Genomic DNA, 17,366 nt, shown 5'->3' on the forward strand with positions numbered 1-17,366 from the left:
GGGCTTGGCCGGCGGCCGTTGGTTGTGCGGTGCGGGCGTTGGTTGTGCGGTGCGGGTGGGCCCGGGGGGCCGTCCGTCCTCAAKCGCCGGACGGGCTTGGTTCGTTCGGGTCCGGGTCTGTCGTGTGTGCGGGTTGCCGGGCGGGCCGTCCGTMCTCAAGCGCCGGACGGGCTTGGATGTGCCTGCCGTTGCTGTGAGCCCGCGGGTGAGCGATCCGGGCCGGCCGCATCCCGGCAGTGCGGCCACTTCCGGCCCGTCCGGCGCTTGAGGACGGACCGTGCCCGCAGACGCGTCCAGTGGGCTGGTCCGGCCCGAACCAGCCCGTCCGGCGCTTGAGGACAACGTGCCCCGGCTACGCCACCGGCGTACCGTTGCGCGAAGGCGAAGGCGAAGGCGAAGGGCTCGGCACGGTGCCGACCGGTACGTCCGCCAGGCCCAGGGACCTCGCGTGGTCCAGGAGCTGGCGGACCTGGTCCGCGCCGGCGCCCCCCGCCCCCGGCGCAGCCATCATCCGCATCAGCAGCGCCGACACCGTCAGGTTCTGTACGTCACCCGACGACACCGACCCCAGCACCCGCGTCACGTCGTCCGTGAACGACGACGTGCCGTTCAGCCACGCACCGCCCAGCGCCTTCGCCGTGTCGGAGTTCTCGACGAACCCGTCGAGGCTCTTGCCCATGGAGATGGACGAGACCAGCCGGTCGAAGAAGACCGACTCCCCGCCGACGATGTCGATGTCGGCGTTCTCCAGACCCGTGGCCAGCACCGTCGCCTGCGCCTCGGCGACCTGGCGCTGGACCTCAAGGCCCGCGAGCCGGATCTCCTTCTCCGCGGCCAGCCGCAGCCGGTACTCCTCGTGCCCGCGCGACGCGTCGTCGAGCGCCGCCATCGCGGCCGCCTTGTCCGTGAGCCCCGCCGCCTCGGCCTTCAGCTTCTCGCCGATCATCGCCGCATCGGCCGTCGCCTGGGCGCGGGTGCCCTCGGCCGTCGCGAGCGCCTTGAGCCGGGAGCCCTCCGCCTCGGCCCTGAGCCGGGCGGACGTCGACTCGGCCTCGGCCCGGCCGGTCTTCTCGATGACCTCGGCCGCCGCGTCCCGTACCTGCACGTCCGCGAGTCCGGGCGCCGCAGACTCCGCCTGGACCCCCTCGGCCAGCCGCAGCTTGGCCCGGGCGTCCAGGTCCGCGGTCTTCAGCCGGGCCTCCGCGAGCGTCAGCTGCTCGGCGGCCCGGTGCGTCGCCGCCGCCTCGGCCGCCTCCGCCGCCTTGATGTCCTTGACCAGCTGCTCCTGCGCCTCCGCCTCCGCCGCGATGATCACGGACTTGCGGGTGCGCTCGGACTCCTCGACGGACCGCAGGGTCTTGATGGACTCCTCCTGCTCGGCCACCGTACGGTCCACCGCGATGCGTTCGCGGATCACGTCGGCGACCTCGCGGCGCTCCGCCTCGACCTCCTTCGTCGCGGCGATGCGGTTGAGTTCGGTCTGCCGCTCGCGCCCGATGACCTCGATCATGCGGTCCTTCTCGATGCGCTCGTTCTCCACGGCGATGACCCGCTCGCGGTTCTTCTGCGCGACGGCGATCTCCCGGGCCTGGTTCTCCCGCTGGATGCCGAGCTGTTCCTCGGTCTTGATGAACGCGGCCTGGGCGCCCAGGCGTTCCTCCTCCTGGACCCGGGCGGTGACCGCCTCCTCGCGGGCGCGCAGCGTCTCCACCTCGCGGCGCTGCTTGATCTCCGCCTCGGCCTGCCGGCGCTCCAGCTCCAGGATGGTCTCCCGGGCGTCGACGTCCTGCCGGGTGATCTCCTTCTGCTCGGTGCGCTGGAACTCGTTGGTCCGCACGTGTTCGATCGCCGTCAGCTCGGTGATCTTCCGAATGCCCTGCGCATCGAGGATGTTGGCGCCGTCCAGCTGCACCATCGGGGTCTGCTCGAGGAAGTCGATCGCCGCGTCGTCGAGGTGGTAGCCGTTGAGGTCGGTGCCGATGACCCGGATGATCCGGTCCCGGAACTCCTCGCGCTTGGTGTAGAGGTCGACGAAGTCCAGCTGCTTGCCGACGGTCTTGAGCGCCTCGGAGAACTTCGCGGCGAAGAACTCCTGGATCGCCACCTTGTCGCTGGCCCGTTCCGTACCGATGGCCTGGGCGACCTTGATGACGTCCTCGACCGTCTTGTTGACCCGGACGAAGAACGTGATGTGGATGTCGGCGCGGATGTTGTCCTGGCAGATCAGGCCCTCGCGCCCGGTGCGGCGGATCTCGATGGTCTTCACCGAGATGTCCATGGACTCGGCCTTGTGGAGCACCGGCAGGACGACGGCACCCGTGAAGGTCACGTCGACCTTCTTGGTCTTGGAGATGATCAGGGCCTTGCCCTGCTCCACCTTGCGGAAGAGCCGGGTGACGACCAGGAGCAGGGCGATCGCGATGAGCAGGACCACGGCGACGATCAGGCCGAGGCCCAAGGAGATGGCTTCCATGACAGTCCTTGGCGGCTGGTGGTGCGGACAGGAGAAGTAGGGAGAGGCATGCGGGCCGCGCGCGGGCCCGGGCAGCACGGAGCTGCTCGGGGCACGTGGTGGGACGTGGCGGGGACGTGTGCCCGGATCAGGCGGTGCGGCGGGGACGCGTACGGCGGGGCGTACGCGGCGGGGCCGGCGGCGGTCCCGGGTCGAGCGCACGGTCGTACGGGGAGACCCAGAAGAACTCGCCCGCCTCGTCGTACGCGTACAGCAGGCCCGGACTCCCGGCCGACAGCGCGTCGTCGGCCGGTGCCAGTTGGCGTACCTGCACGATCGCGGTGGATCCGTCGGCCGCGGCGACCTCGGCCTGACCGAAGTCCGTGCCGACCGAGCCGGTACGGATCGTGCAGACGCGGCCCAGGAAGTCCTGGCGCGATGGAGGAGGCTGGTCCGCGAAGAAGCGGCGGAAGTGGCGCACCAGCAGCCGGACCACGGCCCAGGCGATCAGCAGCGCGCCGACGAGGATGCCGCAGGCGAGCGCGGCCCGGACGGTTCCGGTGGTGTGGCCGCGGTGGAGCAGGACCGAACCGGTCAGCGCGGAGAACCAGCCGACGGCCACCATCACGGAGACCGAGACGGTGACGGGCACGCCGCCGATCCCGGCGAGACCGGTGTCGAGGTCCGCGTCGAAGGAGTGGTGGTCGGCCGCACCGGCCAGGACGAGCAGCCAGAAGGCGATGACGACGACCAGGGCCGCGGAGAAGAGCACGGTGGGGAAGGACTGCGTCGCGGTCAGAAACTCCTGCATCGGTCCACCCCCTGCCCGCTCTCCCGACGGCTCCGCCGGTGCGTGTCACGGGGCCCGGTGGTGACCCCGGAGCCGCGGCGCCGTCCCAACGGCACCGCGGCAGCCGGGCCTTCCCCCGTCCCCCTGCACCCCCGTGTTCCCCCCGTGGTCCCCCGGTTGGTGCTGACAGGATCGTGTCATCCACAGCCGGCCGGCCGCATTGCCGGAATCCGGCAATCTTTCCCGGTGCTCGATGCCGGGCACCGGCATGCGCGCGTATGCGTTGTGTAAATATCAGTGACGCATCAGAAGGGGAGGTGGGGGCGTGGCGGAACCGGTGATTCCCGACAGTTTTCTGGAGGGCTACGCCCAGATCCTGGGCGAGGTCGCGGTCTCCGGCCGTCGGCTCACCCGGGAGGAGCTCGACACCCGCCGCACCCTGGGCAGGCAGGCGGCCGAGGCCGGACACCAGCTGCGGGCCCTGGTCCGTATGCATCTGGCCGAGACCCGCACCACCTGGCCGTCCGCCGTCCCCGGAGCGACGGCGGCCGCCACCGCCGCGTCCACCGAGAGCGTGCTGGCCGCGGTGGAGCAGACGGTCGACGCGTTCGCCGAGGGTTTCGAGCGGGCCCAGCGCCTCACCGTCCGGCGGGAGGAGGCGGCCCGCCGGGAGTTCATCGACGACCTGCTGTACGGACGCAGCGACCTGGGCCGGCTCGCCGAGCGCGCCACCCGGTTCGGGCTGCGGCTCTCCCGCGCGCACGCCGTCGCGGTGGCGGCGGGCCCGGAGGCGTACACGGAGACCGACGCCGTGCCGCGGCAGGTGGAGTCGGCGCTGCTGGCCCGGTTCAGCGGCCGCAAGATCCTGCTCACGACGAAGGACGGCCGGCTGATCTGTATCGCGCCCGGCAACCAGCCCGATGTCCTGCGGTACTTCGCCAAGCAGGCGCACGCGGCGACGGACGGCGGCCGGGTGGCGGTCGGCCGGGCCCACCGGGGGCCGGGCGGTGTCGTCCAGTCGTACGACGAGGCGCTGGACGCGCTCGACCTGGCGGACCGGATGGGGCTGGACGACCCCGTGCTGTACGCCGCGGATCTGCTCGTGTATCCCGTGCTGACCCGGGACCGGCAGGCGATGGCCGATCTGGTGCGCAGCGAGCTCGGCCCGCTCCAGCAGGCGCGAGGCGGCGCGGAGCCGCTGCTGAAGACGCTCTCCGTGTACTTCGACGCCGGCTGTGTCGCGGCCGAGACGGCCCGGCGCCTCGCGCTGAGCGTCCGGGCGCTGACGTACCGGCTGGAGCGCATCCACCAGCTCACCGGCTCCGACCCGTCCGACCCGATGCACCGCTACACCCTGCAGACCGCGGTGATCGGGGCCCGGCTGCTGGACTGGCCCGCCAAGGAGATCTGAGCCCGGCACCGCGGGGAGCGGCGGCCCGCGGACGGTGTTCCGCCGCATCCCGTACGCACGGCCTCGGGCACCGGCCGGACCCGGGCCGGGCCCGGCCCGGGCACCGTCGGGCCTCTCACACCGCGCTCACCGCTGCCGGGTTCCGGCAGCGTTTCCCGTCGGCGGCTCTCCCCGCATGCGAGGAGGCCGAGCTCCGCCTAGCGTGATCACCCGGGGGGTCCGGTGTCGTGTGCAGTGAGGGAGATCCGCACCATGGCCCGTCATTCACGTCAGGCAGGGGAACCGTCCGAGACCGGCGGACGGGGGCGGGCGGCCACCGAAGCGGCGTCCCGGGCCGCGCCGGGACAGGAGCGCGGGCCCTCCCACCGGTGGTGGGTGCTGGGCGTGATCGGGCTGGCCCAGCTGATGGTGGTCCTCGACGCGACGATCGTGAACATCGCGCTGCCCTCCGCCCAGCAGGACCTCGGTTTCAGCGACGGGAACCGGCAGTGGATCGTGACGGCGTACGCCCTCGCCTTCGGCTCGCTGCTGCTGCTCGGCGGACGCATCGCCGACCTGGTCGGCCGGCGGGTGGTGTTCCTGACCGGACTGGTCGGCTTCGCGGTCGCCTCGGCCATCGGCGGCGCCGCCCCGAGCTTCGAGGTGCTGGTGCTGGCCCGCGCCCTCCAGGGCATGTTCGGGGCGCTCCTCGCCCCGGCCGCGCTCTCGCTCCTCACGACGACGTTCACCGTGCCCAAGGAGCGGGCGAAGGCGTTCGGGATCTACGGCGCCATCGCGGGTGCGGGCGGTGCGGTGGGGCTGCTGCTCGGCGGGGTGCTCACCGAGTACCTGGACTGGCGCTGGTGCCTGTACGTGAACCTGCTGTTCGCGCTCGTCGCCTTCGTCGGCGGCGCGCGTCTGCTCACCGCCGGTGCGCCGGCGAACCGGCCGAAGCTCGACATCCCGGGGACCGTGCTGGTCTCCTCCGGGCTCTTCTGCATCGTGTTCGGGTTCTCCAACGCCGAGACCCACGCCTGGAGTTCGGTGCAGACCTGGGGATTCCTGCTGGCCGGTGCGGTGCTCCTCGTCGCGTTCGCGTGGTGGCAGACCCGGGCGGAGCACCCGCTGCTGCCGTTGCGCGTGGTGCTGGACCGGGACCGTGCGGCCTCGTTCCTCGGCATGTTCATCTCCGGCGCCGGGATGTTCGGCGTCTTCCTGTTCCTGACGTACTACCTCCAGAAGAGCCTGCTGTACTCGCCGGTCTCCACGGGCGCCGCCTTCCTGCCGATGGTCGCCGTCATGATCGTGGCGTCCGTGACGACGACCAACACGCTGGTGCCGCGGTTCGGCGCGAAACCGATCGTGCCGCTCGGGATGGGCCTCGCGGCGGCCGCCATGATGTGGCTGACCACGCTCAACCTGAGCAGCAGCTATCTCGCCCATGTGCTGCCGCCGTTGCTCTGCATGGGCCTCGGGCTCGGCATGGTCTTCGCCACGGCGATGAACCTGGCCACCGCCGGAGTCGGGGCGCGGGACGCCGGAGTGGCCTCGGCGATGGTCAACACCAGCCAGCAGGTGGGCGGCTCCATCGGTACGGCGCTGCTCAACACCCTGGCCACCAGTGCCGCCACCGACTACATGGTGGGCCGCAAACCGACGCCGGACGCCCTGGCCCAGGCCCAGCTGGAGAGCTACTCGACCGCGTACTGGTGGTCGGCGGGCTTCTTCGCCCTCGGTCTGCTGATCACGGCGATCCTCTACCGCCGGGGCGCGCCCCGCCCCCACCTGGTCGAGGAGACCGGGGCCGCGCCGGCCTGAGACGCCGCCCGGCCGCCGGGCCTCAGCGTCCCGCCCCAGCGCTCTCCACCAGCCGGACGAACGGGACCGACTCGCCGACCCGCCGGTAGTCCTCCGTGCCACCGTCGACCGTGAACCCCATGAACGCGGAGAGCCGGTGGGCGGTCCTCGGGTGGCGGGGCGCGTACCGTGCCATCAGCTCGCCGCCCTCCGCGGCCGGCAGGAAGTGCGCCGTCACGGCGTGGAACCCGCGCCCGGCCTGGACGGTGGCATGCGGCGTACGGACCAGATTGCGGTACCAGTCGGCGCCGGGGCCGAAGCCGGAGGCCACCGTCCAGCTCCGCCGGCCGTCCGCCGTCGTGGACTCGACGACCTCGATCACCGTCCGCCGGGCCAGGCCCGAGGTGCGCCCGGTGTGCACGAGCAGCAGCAGACGGCCCCGGAACAGCGGTCCGAGCCCGGCCCGGAACATGTGGACGGGCAGCCGGGCCGCGGCGCGCCGCACTCCGGTCGGCAGGGGCGGACGCCGCGGTCCGGGCGTAGGTACGGGTTCAGGCATCACGGTGCAAACGTTGCACAGTCCAAAGGTGGGTGTCATGGTCCTGAGTCAAGGATTCGGTGACGGTTCGACACCGTTTCGGCCTCGATGCGCCCGGACAGCCCTTAGGGTCGCGGCCATGGTGGAACACGATGCCCTCACGACGACCCGCGAAGCGTACGACGCCGCCGCCCCCGCCTACGCCGAGCTGTTCGGCGACGAGCTGCGCCACCGGCCGCTGGACCGCGCGATGCTGGGCGCCTTCGCCGAGCATGTAAGCGCGCACGGAAACGGGCAGGTCGCGGATCTGGGATGCGGACCCGGGCACGTCACCGCCCATCTGGACTCCCTGGGCCTCTCCACGTTCGGCGTGGACGCGTCCTCCGCGATGATCGAAGCGGCGCGGCAAGCCCATCCGGAGCTGCGGTTCGACCTCGGCTCCATGGCCGCGCTGGACATCGCCGACGGCGTGCTGGGCGGCGTGCTCTCCCGGTGGTCCGTCATCCACACACCACCGCCGGAGCTGCCCGGCATCCTGGCGGAGTTCCACCGGGTCCTGGCCCCCGGCGGTCATCTCCTCATCGGCTTCTCCGCCAGCGAAGGACCCACCCACCCGACGCAGGTCTTCGACCACGCGGTCGCGCCGGCCTACCGGTGGTGGCCCGATCACCTCGCCGCGTCGCTGCGCACGGCCGGGCTGGCCGAGACGGCCCGGATGGTGCGCGAACCCCAGCCGGCCGACCGGCGGCAGTTCCGGGAGGTGTACCTGCTGGCCCGGAAGGGCTGACGGGCCCGCGCGTCACGGGCGGCACCGGATTCGAGTACGGCCGTCGCGCACGGTACAAAGAAGCATGGCCGCGCACGAACAGTCCTCCGAGGAACGACCGTCCGCCCCGGGCCGGGACGACGTCGACGCGGTGACGCGCGCGGTGCTCACGGCATCGCGGCTGCTGGTGGCGGTGTCCGCCCGCTCGCTGGCGACGGTCGAGGACCGGGTGACGCTGCCCCAGTTCCGGCTGCTCGTGGTGCTCGCCACGCACGGGGACGCCAAACTGGTCTCGCTCGCCGAGCGCCTCGGCGTGAACCCGTCGACCGCGATGCGCATGGTGGACCGGCTGATCGCCGCGGGTCTGGCGGAACGACAGGTCAACCCGGCCAACCGCCGGGAGACCTCGCTGCGGGTGACTCCCGAGGGCTTCCGGCTGGTGGAGGACGTCACCTCCACCCGCCGCCGGGAGGTCGCCGCCATCGTCGAACGCCTCGCGCCGGAGCAGTGCACCGCGCTGATCGAGGCGCTGACGGCGTTCACCGCGGCGGGCGGCGAACCGGCCGTGCGCGGGGGCGGCGCGGGCGCCTACCCCCTGGGCTGGGCGCCCGACCTCCCCGCGCCCGGGGAGACCGCTTAGGGCCTCGGGGCCTCAGGGCCTCAGGGAGTGTCCGCGGACGCGGCCAGCTCCGGCTCCTCCTGCGGGGCGGGGACCGGTGCGGCGGGCACCGCGCCGGTCCTGCCGGCCGGGCCGCCGTCCTTGCCGCGCCACTTCCGGATCTGCTCGACCGCCGGCTGGGTCCAGCGCGCGGTGAGCGGGCCCACGATGACGAGGATGAGGACGTACGCGGTGGCGATGGGCCCGATCCGGGGCTCGGTGGCCACGGCCAGGCCGGCGATGACGATGGAGAACTCGCCACGGGCCACGAGCGTGCCGCCCGCCCGCCAGCGCCCGCGCGACCCGATGCCGGCCCGCCGGGCCGCGTACCAGCCGGTGGCGATCTTGGTGAAGACGGTGACGACGGCCAGCAGCGCGGCCGGCAGCAGGACCGGCGGGATCTCCGCGGGATCGGTGGAGAGGCCGAAGAACACGAAGAAGACGGCAGCGAAGAGGTCCCGCAGCGGGGTCAGCAGCTTGCGCGCACCCTCGGCGACCTCACCGGAGAGCGCGATGCCGACGAGGAACGCCCCGACGGCCGCCGACACCTGCAACTGCTGGGCCACGCCGGCGACCAGAACGGTCAGGCCGAGCACGACGAGCAGCAGCATCTCCGGGTTGTCGGAGGACACCGCCCGGCTGATCAGCCGCCCGTGCCGCAGCGCCAGGTAGAGCACGAAGCCGACGGTGCCGAGCGCGACGAGCAGCGCGACGCTGCCCCCGGCGAAGCCGACACCGGCGAGCATCGCGGTGAGCAGCGGCAGGTAGACGGCCATCGACAGGTCCTCGATGACCAGCACGCCGAGGATGACGGGCGTCTCCCGGTTGCCGAGCCGGCCCAGGTCCGCGAGGACCTTGGCGATCACCCCGGACGAGGAGATCCAGGTGACCCCGGCCAGGGCCACGGCGCCCACCGGTCCCCAGCCGAGCAGCAGGGCCGCGACGGCGCCGGGGGTCGCGTTGAGGACGAAGTCCACGGCGCCGGACGGGTACTGGGTCTTCAGACTGGTGACGAGTTCGGAGGCGCTGTATTCGAGGCCCAGCAGGAGCAGCAGCAGGATGACGCCGATCTCGGCGCCCACGGCGGTGAACTCCTCGCTCGCCCCGAGCGGCAGCAGCCCGCCCTCGCCGAAGGCGAGCCCGGCCAGCAGGTACAGCGGGATGGGCGAGAGCCCTACGCGGCCGGCGAACCGGCCGATGATGCCCAGTCCCAGGATGACGGAGCCGAGCTCCACCAGCAGTGCGGTCGTGTCGTGCACGGTCAGCCCTCCGCAATGATCTCGGAGAGCGTGTCGACGCCCTCCCTCGTACCGACGGCGACGAGCGTGTCCCCGATGGCGAGCCGGAAGTCCGGCCCGGGTGACGGATGTGCGCTGTGGGTCCGCAGCACCGCCACGATGGACGCCCCGGTCCTGGTCCGTGCCCGGGTGTCCCCGAGCAGCCGGCCGCCGTACGGGGAGCGCGTCCCGAGCGGGATGTGCTCGGTGACCAGGTCGATGCCCTCGGTCCGCACGGCGTCGATGGGCGCCGCGTCGATGAGGTGGGCGAGGCCGGTCGCCTCCTGTGGGGTCAGGGGTACGGAGAGTTGACAGGAATCGGGGTCGTCCTGGTCGTAGAAGCCGATGAACCGGCGCCCGTCGTGGTGGACGACGACGGAGATGTGCTGTCCCGACTCGGTGGTGTAGTCGTACTGCACACCGACTCCGGGCAGCGTGGTGCGGTGGGTTCCCATGGCTTCCTCCCGAGGAGCGCGATGTGCGTCTCTGACGTACTTGGTGATCTCTTTAGCTGCCCATGACCCTATCCGGAGGGTCCCGCCGCCTCCGTGGCCGGTCTTCCGGGCCCGCACACACGCGTGCCCGGCCGGTGCGCAACCGGCCGGGCACGCGGGGGTCGACGCGGGGCGTCAGTCGCTGATCTCGATCTTGCCGTTCGGTGCCGCGGCCGCGGTGTCCTGCTGGGCCGGGACCTCCGGCTTCGGGCCCGCGCCCTTGAGGTTCCTCAGCAGCGCGGCGAGGTCGACCCCCGTGGTGGAGCTGAGCAGTTCCATGCCCTGGGCGACGTTGTCCGTGACCGTGCGCGACAGCTGGCTCGCGCCGTCCGTCGAGATGACCGTCAGCTTGTCGATGGCGCTCAGCGGCTCGGACGCCTTGGCGACGACCTGCGGGAGCACCTCGACGAGCATCTGGAGGACGGCCGCGTCGCCGTACTGCTTGAATGCGTCCGCCTTCTTCTGCATGGCCTCGGCCTCCGCGGCGCCCCTGGCGGCGATGGCGGCGGCCTCGGACTCGCCCTCGATGCGTACGGCGTCGGCGAGCGCCGAGCGGTGCAGCTTCTCGCCCTGACCGGTCAGCCGGGAGCGCTCGGCGTCCGCCTCGGCCTCCTTGACCTGGGCGATGCGGCGGGCCTCCGCCTCCTGCTCGGCCTGGTAGCGCGCGGCGTCGGCGGGCTTACGGACGCGGGTGTCGAGCTCGCGGTCGGTCAGGGCCGCCTGACGCTGGGCCACCTTCTCCTGCTCGGTGAGGACTTCCTGCTGACGTGCGGCCTCGGCGAGCGGACCGGCGGCGGCGGCCATCGCGGCCGCGGCCTCCGTCTCGGCCTTGATCTCGGCCTGCTTCAGGTAGAACGTCCGCTCGGCGATGGCGATCTCCTCGGCCGCCTTCAGCCGGGCCTGCTCCGAGGCGCGCCGGGCGATCGCCTCGGCGATGTCCGCCTCCTGCTTGGCACGGGCGGCCTCGGGGCGGCCGAGGTCCTCCAGGTACGAGCCCTCGGTGGTGATGTCCTGGATCTGGAAGGCGTCCAGGATCAGGCCCTGGCCGGACAGGCTGGCCTCGGCCTCCTCCGCGACCTGACCGGCGAACGCGGCCCGGTCGCGGATGATGTCCTCGACCGACATCCGGCCCACGATGGCGCGCAGCGCACCGGAGAGCACTTCCTGGGTGAAGCCGACGATGCCGTCCTGCTGCTGGAGGAAGCGCTGGGCGGCGGCCCGGATGGCGTCCTCGCTGCCGCCGACCTTGACGATCGCGACGCCTTCGAGGTGGGACTTGACGCCGCGCAGGGTGACGGCCCCGCGCACGGCGACGGGGATGTGCCGGCTGGAGAGGTCCAGGGTGAACTTCTGCTGGACGAACGGCACGACGAAGACGCCGCCGCCGACGACGACCTTCTGGCCGCTGTTGTCGATGCTGGACCGTCCGGTCACCGGGTCCACGGACTTCTTGCCGCGGCGTCCGGTGATGATGAACGCCTGGCTGGGGCCCGCGACCTTGTAGCGCGTGATGACGGCGAGGGCGAGCAGGAAGAGGAGTACGACGACTCCGACGATGGCGATCAGGACTGGACTCATAAGGATGTCCCCCTCTGCCTCCCGACAGGGGGACGGCAGTTCTGTGGCGAGCGGTGGCGTACGGGCCGGTGGGCCGGCTCAGCGTTCGACGGGACGGACCGAGACCGAGGTGGTCGAGAGCGTGGCCTCGACCCAGATCTCGGCGCCGCGTGCGACCGGTACCGGACTCTTCGCCGAGAGCTTCACGGGCTGGCCCCCGAGCTGCACCAGCACCTCCCCGTAGCCGTCGGCCGGAATGGCCGTGACCACGGACCCCGACGTGCCGACGAGGTCCTCGTCCCGCGGGGTGGCGTCGGTCTGATCCCGCATCAGGGCCCGGCTGAACTTCCAGGTCAGCCAGGCCGCGACCAGACCGGCGAGCGCCCCGGCCGCGGTGGCGGCAATCGTGCCGGCACCGGTCGTACCGAGCACGATGGCGCCGCCGAAACCGAGCATCGAGAGGAATCCGGCGATCACCGGAAGGGAGACCAGCCCGCTGAAGAGGCCTTCCAGCAGACCCCCGAAGAGTCCTTCGAGGATCCCGTCGAAGATCAGTGACAGGGCGAGAAGCGCGATGCCCGCAATTCCGAGACCGAGAAACAAGGTCACGCGGTCACTCCTCCCGGCTGCCGGAAATCCCCCGAGGTTTTCCGTCGAACTGGCTGGATGGTCCCATACATCCCCGACCGCCGGAACTGCCGTATCCCGGCAGTGTTCTACCTGTTACCCATGCCGGACAAACGCTTCGCCAGCGTGGCCGGCGACTGGAAGGTGGCACCCAGCAGCGCCACGTGCTTCCAGCGGAGCACCCCCTCGGCGTCGATCAGGAACACCGAGCGCCGCACCCCGATCCCGGGCGCCGCCACTCCGAACGCACGGGCCGTCGCACGGCCGGTGTCCGCCAGCAGCGGCATCCGCAGCAGGTGGGCACGGGCGAACGACTCGTGGCTGTCCACGTCCTGCGGGCTGATCCCCCAGACCTCCGCGTCCAGCCCTTCGAAGGTCTCCAGGCCCGAGGAGTACGAGCAGAGCTGCTTGGTGCACACCGCCGTGTTGTCGCCGGGGTAGAAGGCGAGGACGAGGGCGCGGCCGCGCGCGGCGGAGAGCGTGTAGTCGCGGCGTTCGAAGGAGTCCCCGTCCAGGACGCCTCCCGGGAGCGTGAAGTCCTGGATCTGCTGGCCGATCTGCGGTGAGGATCCCATGTGATGTCCTTTGTGGGTCCGGCAATTGGGGGAGCGGCGCTGCGTGCGGGTGCTGCCCGTGCCCGTACAGCATGCTCGGTACGGATCCGATCACCGCACCCGGAGGTACACATGACGCCACCACGCCCGCCGGCCGCCGCGGTGCTCCTGTTGCACGGCGGCCGGGAGACCGGACTCGGGGTGCCGCCGCCCGGCCCGTTCAACCTGCCCGCGGTGCGGATGCGGCCGTTCGCGCGCGCCCTGCGGGGAGCGCTGCTCGGGGAGGTGCTGGTGCGGGCGGTCCGTTACGGACACCGGGGGTGGAACGGGGACCGGGCGGATCCGCTGCACGATGCCGTACGCGCCCTGGACGTGCTGCGGCGTACGGCGGGCGAGGTCCCGGTCGTGCTGCTCGGGCACTCGATGGGCGGCCGGGCGGCCCTGGCCGCCGCCGGGCACCCGCTGGTACGGGGTGTGGTCGGCCTCGCCCCGTGGTGCCCGCCGGGCGACCGGACCGGCCAGCTCGCCGGACGGGACGTCATCCTGGTGCACGGCACCGACGACCGGGTCACGAACCCGGCGGACTCCCGCGCGCTCACCGAACGGGCGAGGAAGGGCGGCGCCCGGACCTGCCTGGTCACCGTGGAAGGCGGCGACCACGCGATGCTCCGGCGCGCCCGGGCCTGGCACCGTCTGACGGCCGCTCTGGTCGCCGGGCTGCTGGACCGCGCGCCCATGCCCGGGCCCGTCGCCGAGGCGTTGCGGCTGCCTCCGGGGGCCACGGCCGAGGAGGGGACGGTGGAGCTGGACCGGGTGCTCCCGCCGGGGTCCTACGCCTCGGGCGGTACGGGCGGGGCGTAGTAGTCCAGGAACATGTCCACGCCGTGGGTGATCAGCCGGTCGGTGGCGTCGTCGTCGATCGTCGTGCCGTACGAGCCGAAGACCAGGTGCGGGAAGACCAGCAGCGCGTACAGCTGGATGATCGCCGTGTCCAGGTCGGGGACGACCAGCCGGCCGCGGCCCGCCAGTTCGCGCAGGGCGTCGGCGACGGCGGGGTGGTGGCCCTCGGGGCCGTGGCCCTGCCAGGCCTGAGCGATCTCCGGGAAGCGGTGCAGTTCGGCGGCGACCAGGTTGCGCAGCGCGATCACGTCCGCGTTGCCGCGGACGGCCGCCACCCAGGTGCGGGCGGCGTCGACGAACGCGGCCCGCAGGTCGGGGGCGTCGGCGAGCGCGGCGAGCGCCGTCGTGGACGCGCCGTCGAGCGGCTCGTCGAGCGCGCCCGCGACGACCGCGGTGAACAGCGCTTCCTTGCTGCCGAAGTGGTTGTAGACGGTCACCTTCGAGACGCCCGCCCCGGCGGCGATGGCGTCCATGCCGACGCCGAACCCGTCCCGGAGGAACGCCTCGCGGGCCGCCTTCACGATGGCCTGCCGTTTGGCCTCGGCGCGGGGTCCCGCGGGGCGGGGCTTGATGTCCATGAGGCGATGCTAACAGCGACCTGAACTGAACAGTTGAGTTCAACTGAACTGAGCCGTACAGTTCAGTTCATGGCTCATGACGCGTCACCGAAGACCTCCGCCCACGGCGCGGTACCTCCGCGCGGCGGCCACCCCGACCACCACCGTCCGCCCGAGGCCCGCAGGCCCGGGGCGATGCTCGCGCTCATCTGCGCGGCCCAGTTCATGCTGGTGCTCGACGTCACCGTGGTGAACGTCGCGCTGCCGGGCATGGCCGCCGAMCTGCACCTCGACCGCACCGCGCTGACCTGGGTGGTCACCGCCTACACCCTCTGCTTCGGCGGCCTGATGCTGCTCGGCGGACGCCTCGCCGACGCCCTCGGCGCCCGCCGCACCCTGCTGGCGGGCCTCGCCGTCTTCACCGCCGCCTCGCTGGTCTCCGGGCTCGCCGGCAGCGCCTCCGTACTGATCGGCGGCCGGATCGCGCAGGGCGTGGGCGCCGCCCTGCTGTCACCGGCGGCGCTCTCGCTCGTCACCACGTCGTTCCACGGCCCCGCACGCACCAAGGCGCTCGGGGTGTGGGCCACGATCGGCGGCACCGGATCGGCCATCGGGGTACTGGTGGGCGGCGCCCTGGCCGCCGGGCCCGGATGGAGCTGGGTCTTCTACGTCAACGTGCCCGTCGGACTGGCCCTGCTGGCCGCACTCCCCGCCTTCGTACCGCCGCGCGCACCCCGGCCCCCGGCCGGCACGGCCCGGCTCGACGTTCCCGGGGCGGTGCTCGTCACGGCCGGTACCGGTGCGCTGATCTACGGACTGGTCGAGGCCGGGGACGGCGGCTGGGGCGCCCCCGCCACCCTGCTGCCGCTCACCGCCGCCGCGCTGCTGTACGCGGGGTTCGCGGCGGTCGAACGAACGGCCCGGGAGCCGCTCATGGACCTGCGGATGTTCACCCGGCGCCCGGTGCTCGCCGGGGCCTTCCTGATGCTGATCGCGACCGGACTGCTGATCGCGTTCTTCTTCCTCGGCTCGGTCTACCTCCAGCACGGCCGCGGCTTCGGGGCCATGCGGACCGGCCTCGTCTTCCTGCCGGTGGCGGTCGCCGTCGGCGTGGGCGCGCACCTGGGCTCGCGGCTCGTCACGTCGGCGGGAAGCCGGGCCACCGCCGTCGGCGGGATGCTCGTCGCCACCGCCGCCTGCGTCCCGCTCACCCGGATCGACGGGGACAGCAGCGTGTACGGGGTGCTGCTGCCGGGTCTCGCGGTCGCCGCTTCCGGGCTCGGGGCGGTGTTCGTCACCGCCACCACGACGGCCCTGGGCATGGTCGCGCACGAGGAGGCGGGGCTCGCGTCCGGCGTGGTCAACACCTTCCACGAGGTGGGCGGCTCGGTCGGCGTCGCGGTCGTGTCCACGGTGGCCGCCGCCGGAATCGGCGGCGCGGCGGGCACCGTGACCGGCTTCGCGGACGCCTTCCTCGTGTGCGCGGTGGCGGCGGGCGGCTGCGCGGTGGTGTCCGCGGCGCTGGTGCCCCGGGGGAAGCCGGAGACGGGGGGCGCGATGCCGTCGCACTGACGGTGGGGCGGGCGGTCTGCGGATGCGGTGGCGGTGCGGCCGTCCGACGATGAAGGGCCGGGCAGTCGGGCGGCCCGCGCCCTGCCCCAGGAGGTACGCCTTGCCGGTCCCCACCGACCGTCCGCGGTCGATCGACGCGACGGCGCTCGCCGCCGTGCTCGAAGGCACGACCGCGGGCGTGGCCGTGTTCGACACCGAGCTGCGCTATCTGTACGTGAACCCGGCGCTCGTCCGCCACAACGGCCTCCCGAGCGCCGCGCACCTGGGCCGCCGCCCCAGCGAGGTCATGCCCGACATCGACGCCCGCGAGGACCTCATGCGCGTCGTGCTCTCCGACGGACGGGCGCGCGAGTTCACCTCCAGCGGCCGGCTGCCCGCCGAGTCCGGCACCGCCCGCTGCTACTGGCACGGGGTGTACCACCGCCTGGAGGTGGCCGGCCGGATCGTCGGCGTCGTCGGGATCGTGCTGGAGGTCATGGCGTCCGACACCGAACAGCAGCGGCTCGCCCAGGCCCAGCGCCACCTGAGCCTCCTGGACAGCGCGAACACCCGCATCGGCACCACGCTCGACATGGACACCACCTGCGCCGAGCTGACCGAACTCGTCGTCCCCGGCCTCGCCGACGTGGCCACGGTCGAGGTCTTCCCGCCCGACGTCGCCCCGCCGGTCCGGCCCGCACCGCCCGACGTGATCCGGATGCGGCGTGCGGCGATCGCGTCGGTGCGCGGGCTGAGCCGGGGGATCGCGCAGTTCGGGGTGGCCGGCGACTACATCGACTACCAGGAGGACGCTGCCGTGCCGCGCTGCCTGGTCACCAACCAGCCGGTCGTGGAGAACCTCACCGGCGACGAGCCGCTGAGCCGTGCCGCGCCCAACCCGGAGCGGGTCGCCGCCTACCGGGAGCTCGGACTGCACTCGGCGATCGCCGTGCCCATCGCCGTGCGAGGGGCCCCGATCGGCGTGCTCGGCCTACTCAGGGCCGGCGGCTCGCCCGTCTTCACGGACGACGACGTGATGGTCGCCCGCGAGCTGGCCGTACGGGCGGCCGTCCACCTCGACCACGCGCGCCGCTTCACGCACGAGCACACCATCGCCCTGGAGCTCCAGCGCTCCCTGCTCTCGGAGCCGCGCCCGCCGCACCCGCACATCGAGGTCGCCACCCGCTATCTGCCGGCCGACCGGAGCGTGCTGGTCGGCGGCGACTGGTTCGACGTCATCCCGCTGCCCGACGGCCGCCACCTCAAGGCGATGGGCGATGTGATGGGGCACGGCGTCGAGGCGGCCGTCGCGATGAGCCACTACCGCTCGCTGCTGCGGCTGCTGGCCGACGAGGAACTGCCGCCGCACCGCATCCTGGAGCAGCTCGACCGGATGGTCGAACGGTCCGGGCTCGACCGGGCGGCGACCTGTCTGCTCGCCGTGGTCGACCGGTCCGG

At 72.8% G+C, this 17,366-nt stretch carries 16 protein-coding genes; 7 read left to right on the plus strand and 9 right to left on the minus strand.

Features of this window, described 5'->3' with window-relative positions; genetic code table 11:
- Positions 1 to 352: 352 nt before the first annotated feature.
- Both EAO72_RS27325 and EAO72_RS27330 read right to left on the minus strand, forming a co-directional pair.
- Entirely contained in the window at positions 353 to 2,473 is a 2,121-nt protein-coding gene (locus EAO72_RS27325) for a flotillin family protein (RefSeq protein WP_148019843.1), read from the minus strand.
- A 127-nt stretch (positions 2,474 to 2,600) separates the two neighbouring features.
- Positions 2,601 to 3,263: a hypothetical protein gene (locus EAO72_RS27330; RefSeq protein ID WP_148019844.1), complete on the minus strand. Its 663-nt coding sequence runs from the start codon at positions 3,261 to 3,263 to the stop codon at positions 2,601 to 2,603.
- Between the two features lie 304 nt (positions 3,264 to 3,567).
- On the opposite strand from EAO72_RS27330, the gene EAO72_RS27335 reads away from it, so the two are divergent.
- Together EAO72_RS27335 and EAO72_RS27340 are read left to right on the plus strand one after the other, a co-directional pair.
- Entirely contained in the window at positions 3,568 to 4,653 is a 1,086-nt protein-coding gene (locus tag EAO72_RS27335) for a PucR family transcriptional regulator (protein ID WP_148019845.1), read from the plus strand.
- Positions 4,654 to 4,905: 252 nt separating this feature from the next.
- Positions 4,906 to 6,450 carry an MFS transporter gene (locus EAO72_RS27340; RefSeq protein ID WP_148019846.1) on the plus strand — a complete coding sequence of 515 codons (1,545 nt, stop codon included), beginning with the start codon at positions 4,906 to 4,908 and terminating at the stop codon, positions 6,448 to 6,450.
- Between the two features lie 22 nt (positions 6,451 to 6,472).
- Here EAO72_RS27340 and EAO72_RS27345 read toward each other — a convergent pair whose 3' ends face one another.
- The gene (locus EAO72_RS27345) at positions 6,473 to 6,988 is read right to left on the minus strand and encodes a nitroreductase family deazaflavin-dependent oxidoreductase (RefSeq protein ID WP_148022065.1); all 516 of its coding nucleotides are present in this window, start codon (positions 6,986 to 6,988) and stop codon (positions 6,473 to 6,475) included.
- Positions 6,989 to 7,106: 118 nt separating this feature from the next.
- Here EAO72_RS27345 and EAO72_RS27350 point away from each other — a divergent pair, with 118 nt between their 5' ends.
- Together EAO72_RS27350 and EAO72_RS27355 are read left to right on the plus strand one after the other, a co-directional pair.
- Entirely contained in the window at positions 7,107 to 7,754 is a 648-nt protein-coding gene (locus EAO72_RS27350; protein WP_148019847.1) for a class I SAM-dependent methyltransferase, read from the plus strand.
- 64 nt (positions 7,755 to 7,818) lie between these two features.
- Positions 7,819 to 8,373, plus strand: a complete 555-nt coding sequence (locus EAO72_RS27355; RefSeq protein ID WP_148019848.1) for a MarR family winged helix-turn-helix transcriptional regulator — start codon at positions 7,819 to 7,821, stop codon at positions 8,371 to 8,373.
- Positions 8,374 to 8,393: 20 nt separating this feature from the next.
- Here the strand turns inward: EAO72_RS27355 and EAO72_RS27360 are convergent, their stop codons facing one another.
- The 5 genes from EAO72_RS27360 to EAO72_RS27380 all read right to left on the minus strand — a co-directional run bounded on the left by EAO72_RS27360 (position 8,394) and on the right by EAO72_RS27380 (position 12,921).
- Entirely contained in the window at positions 8,394 to 9,650 is a 1,257-nt protein-coding gene (locus tag EAO72_RS27360; protein WP_148019849.1) for a cation:proton antiporter, read from the minus strand.
- A 2-nt stretch (positions 9,651 to 9,652) separates the two neighbouring features.
- A complete protein-coding gene (locus EAO72_RS27365; RefSeq protein ID WP_148019850.1) occupies positions 9,653 to 10,123 on the minus strand; it encodes a cation:proton antiporter regulatory subunit in 471 nt (156 codons plus the stop codon).
- A 174-nt stretch (positions 10,124 to 10,297) separates the two neighbouring features.
- A complete protein-coding gene (locus tag EAO72_RS27370) occupies positions 10,298 to 11,740 on the minus strand; it encodes a flotillin family protein (RefSeq protein WP_148019851.1) in 1,443 nt (480 codons plus the stop codon).
- A 78-nt stretch (positions 11,741 to 11,818) separates the two neighbouring features.
- Positions 11,819 to 12,328 (minus strand): hypothetical protein, encoded by a 510-nt coding sequence (locus EAO72_RS27375; RefSeq protein WP_148019852.1) that lies wholly within the window; start codon positions 12,326 to 12,328, stop codon positions 11,819 to 11,821.
- Positions 12,329 to 12,435: 107 nt separating this feature from the next.
- Entirely contained in the window at positions 12,436 to 12,921 is a 486-nt protein-coding gene (locus tag EAO72_RS27380) for a peroxiredoxin (protein WP_148019853.1), read from the minus strand.
- 111 nt (positions 12,922 to 13,032) lie between these two features.
- Here EAO72_RS27380 and EAO72_RS27385 point away from each other — a divergent pair, with 111 nt between their 5' ends.
- On the plus strand, positions 13,033 to 13,761 hold the full coding sequence (locus EAO72_RS27385) for an alpha/beta hydrolase (RefSeq protein WP_148019854.1): 729 nt from the start codon (positions 13,033 to 13,035) through the stop codon (positions 13,759 to 13,761).
- On the opposite strand, the gene EAO72_RS27390 is transcribed toward EAO72_RS27385, so the two are convergent.
- Entirely contained in the window at positions 13,731 to 14,378 is a 648-nt protein-coding gene (locus EAO72_RS27390; protein ID WP_148019855.1) for a TetR/AcrR family transcriptional regulator, read from the minus strand. The genes EAO72_RS27385 and EAO72_RS27390 overlap by 31 nt on opposite strands.
- Before the next feature lie 69 nt (positions 14,379 to 14,447).
- Here EAO72_RS27390 and EAO72_RS27395 point away from each other — a divergent pair, with 69 nt between their 5' ends.
- Positions 14,448 to 15,929 (plus strand): MFS transporter, encoded by a 1,482-nt coding sequence (locus EAO72_RS27395; protein WP_148019856.1) that lies wholly within the window; start codon positions 14,448 to 14,450, stop codon positions 15,927 to 15,929.
- A 100-nt stretch (positions 15,930 to 16,029) separates the two neighbouring features.
- Positions 16,030 to 17,366, plus strand: a 1,337-nt coding sequence (locus tag EAO72_RS27400) for a SpoIIE family protein phosphatase (RefSeq protein WP_187285234.1), incomplete at its 3' end; no start/stop codon positions are given.

Origin of the sequence: Streptomyces sp. OR43 (assembly GCF_008042275.1) — a bacterium.
GTDB lineage: Bacteria > Actinomycetota > Actinomycetes > Streptomycetales > Streptomycetaceae > Streptomyces.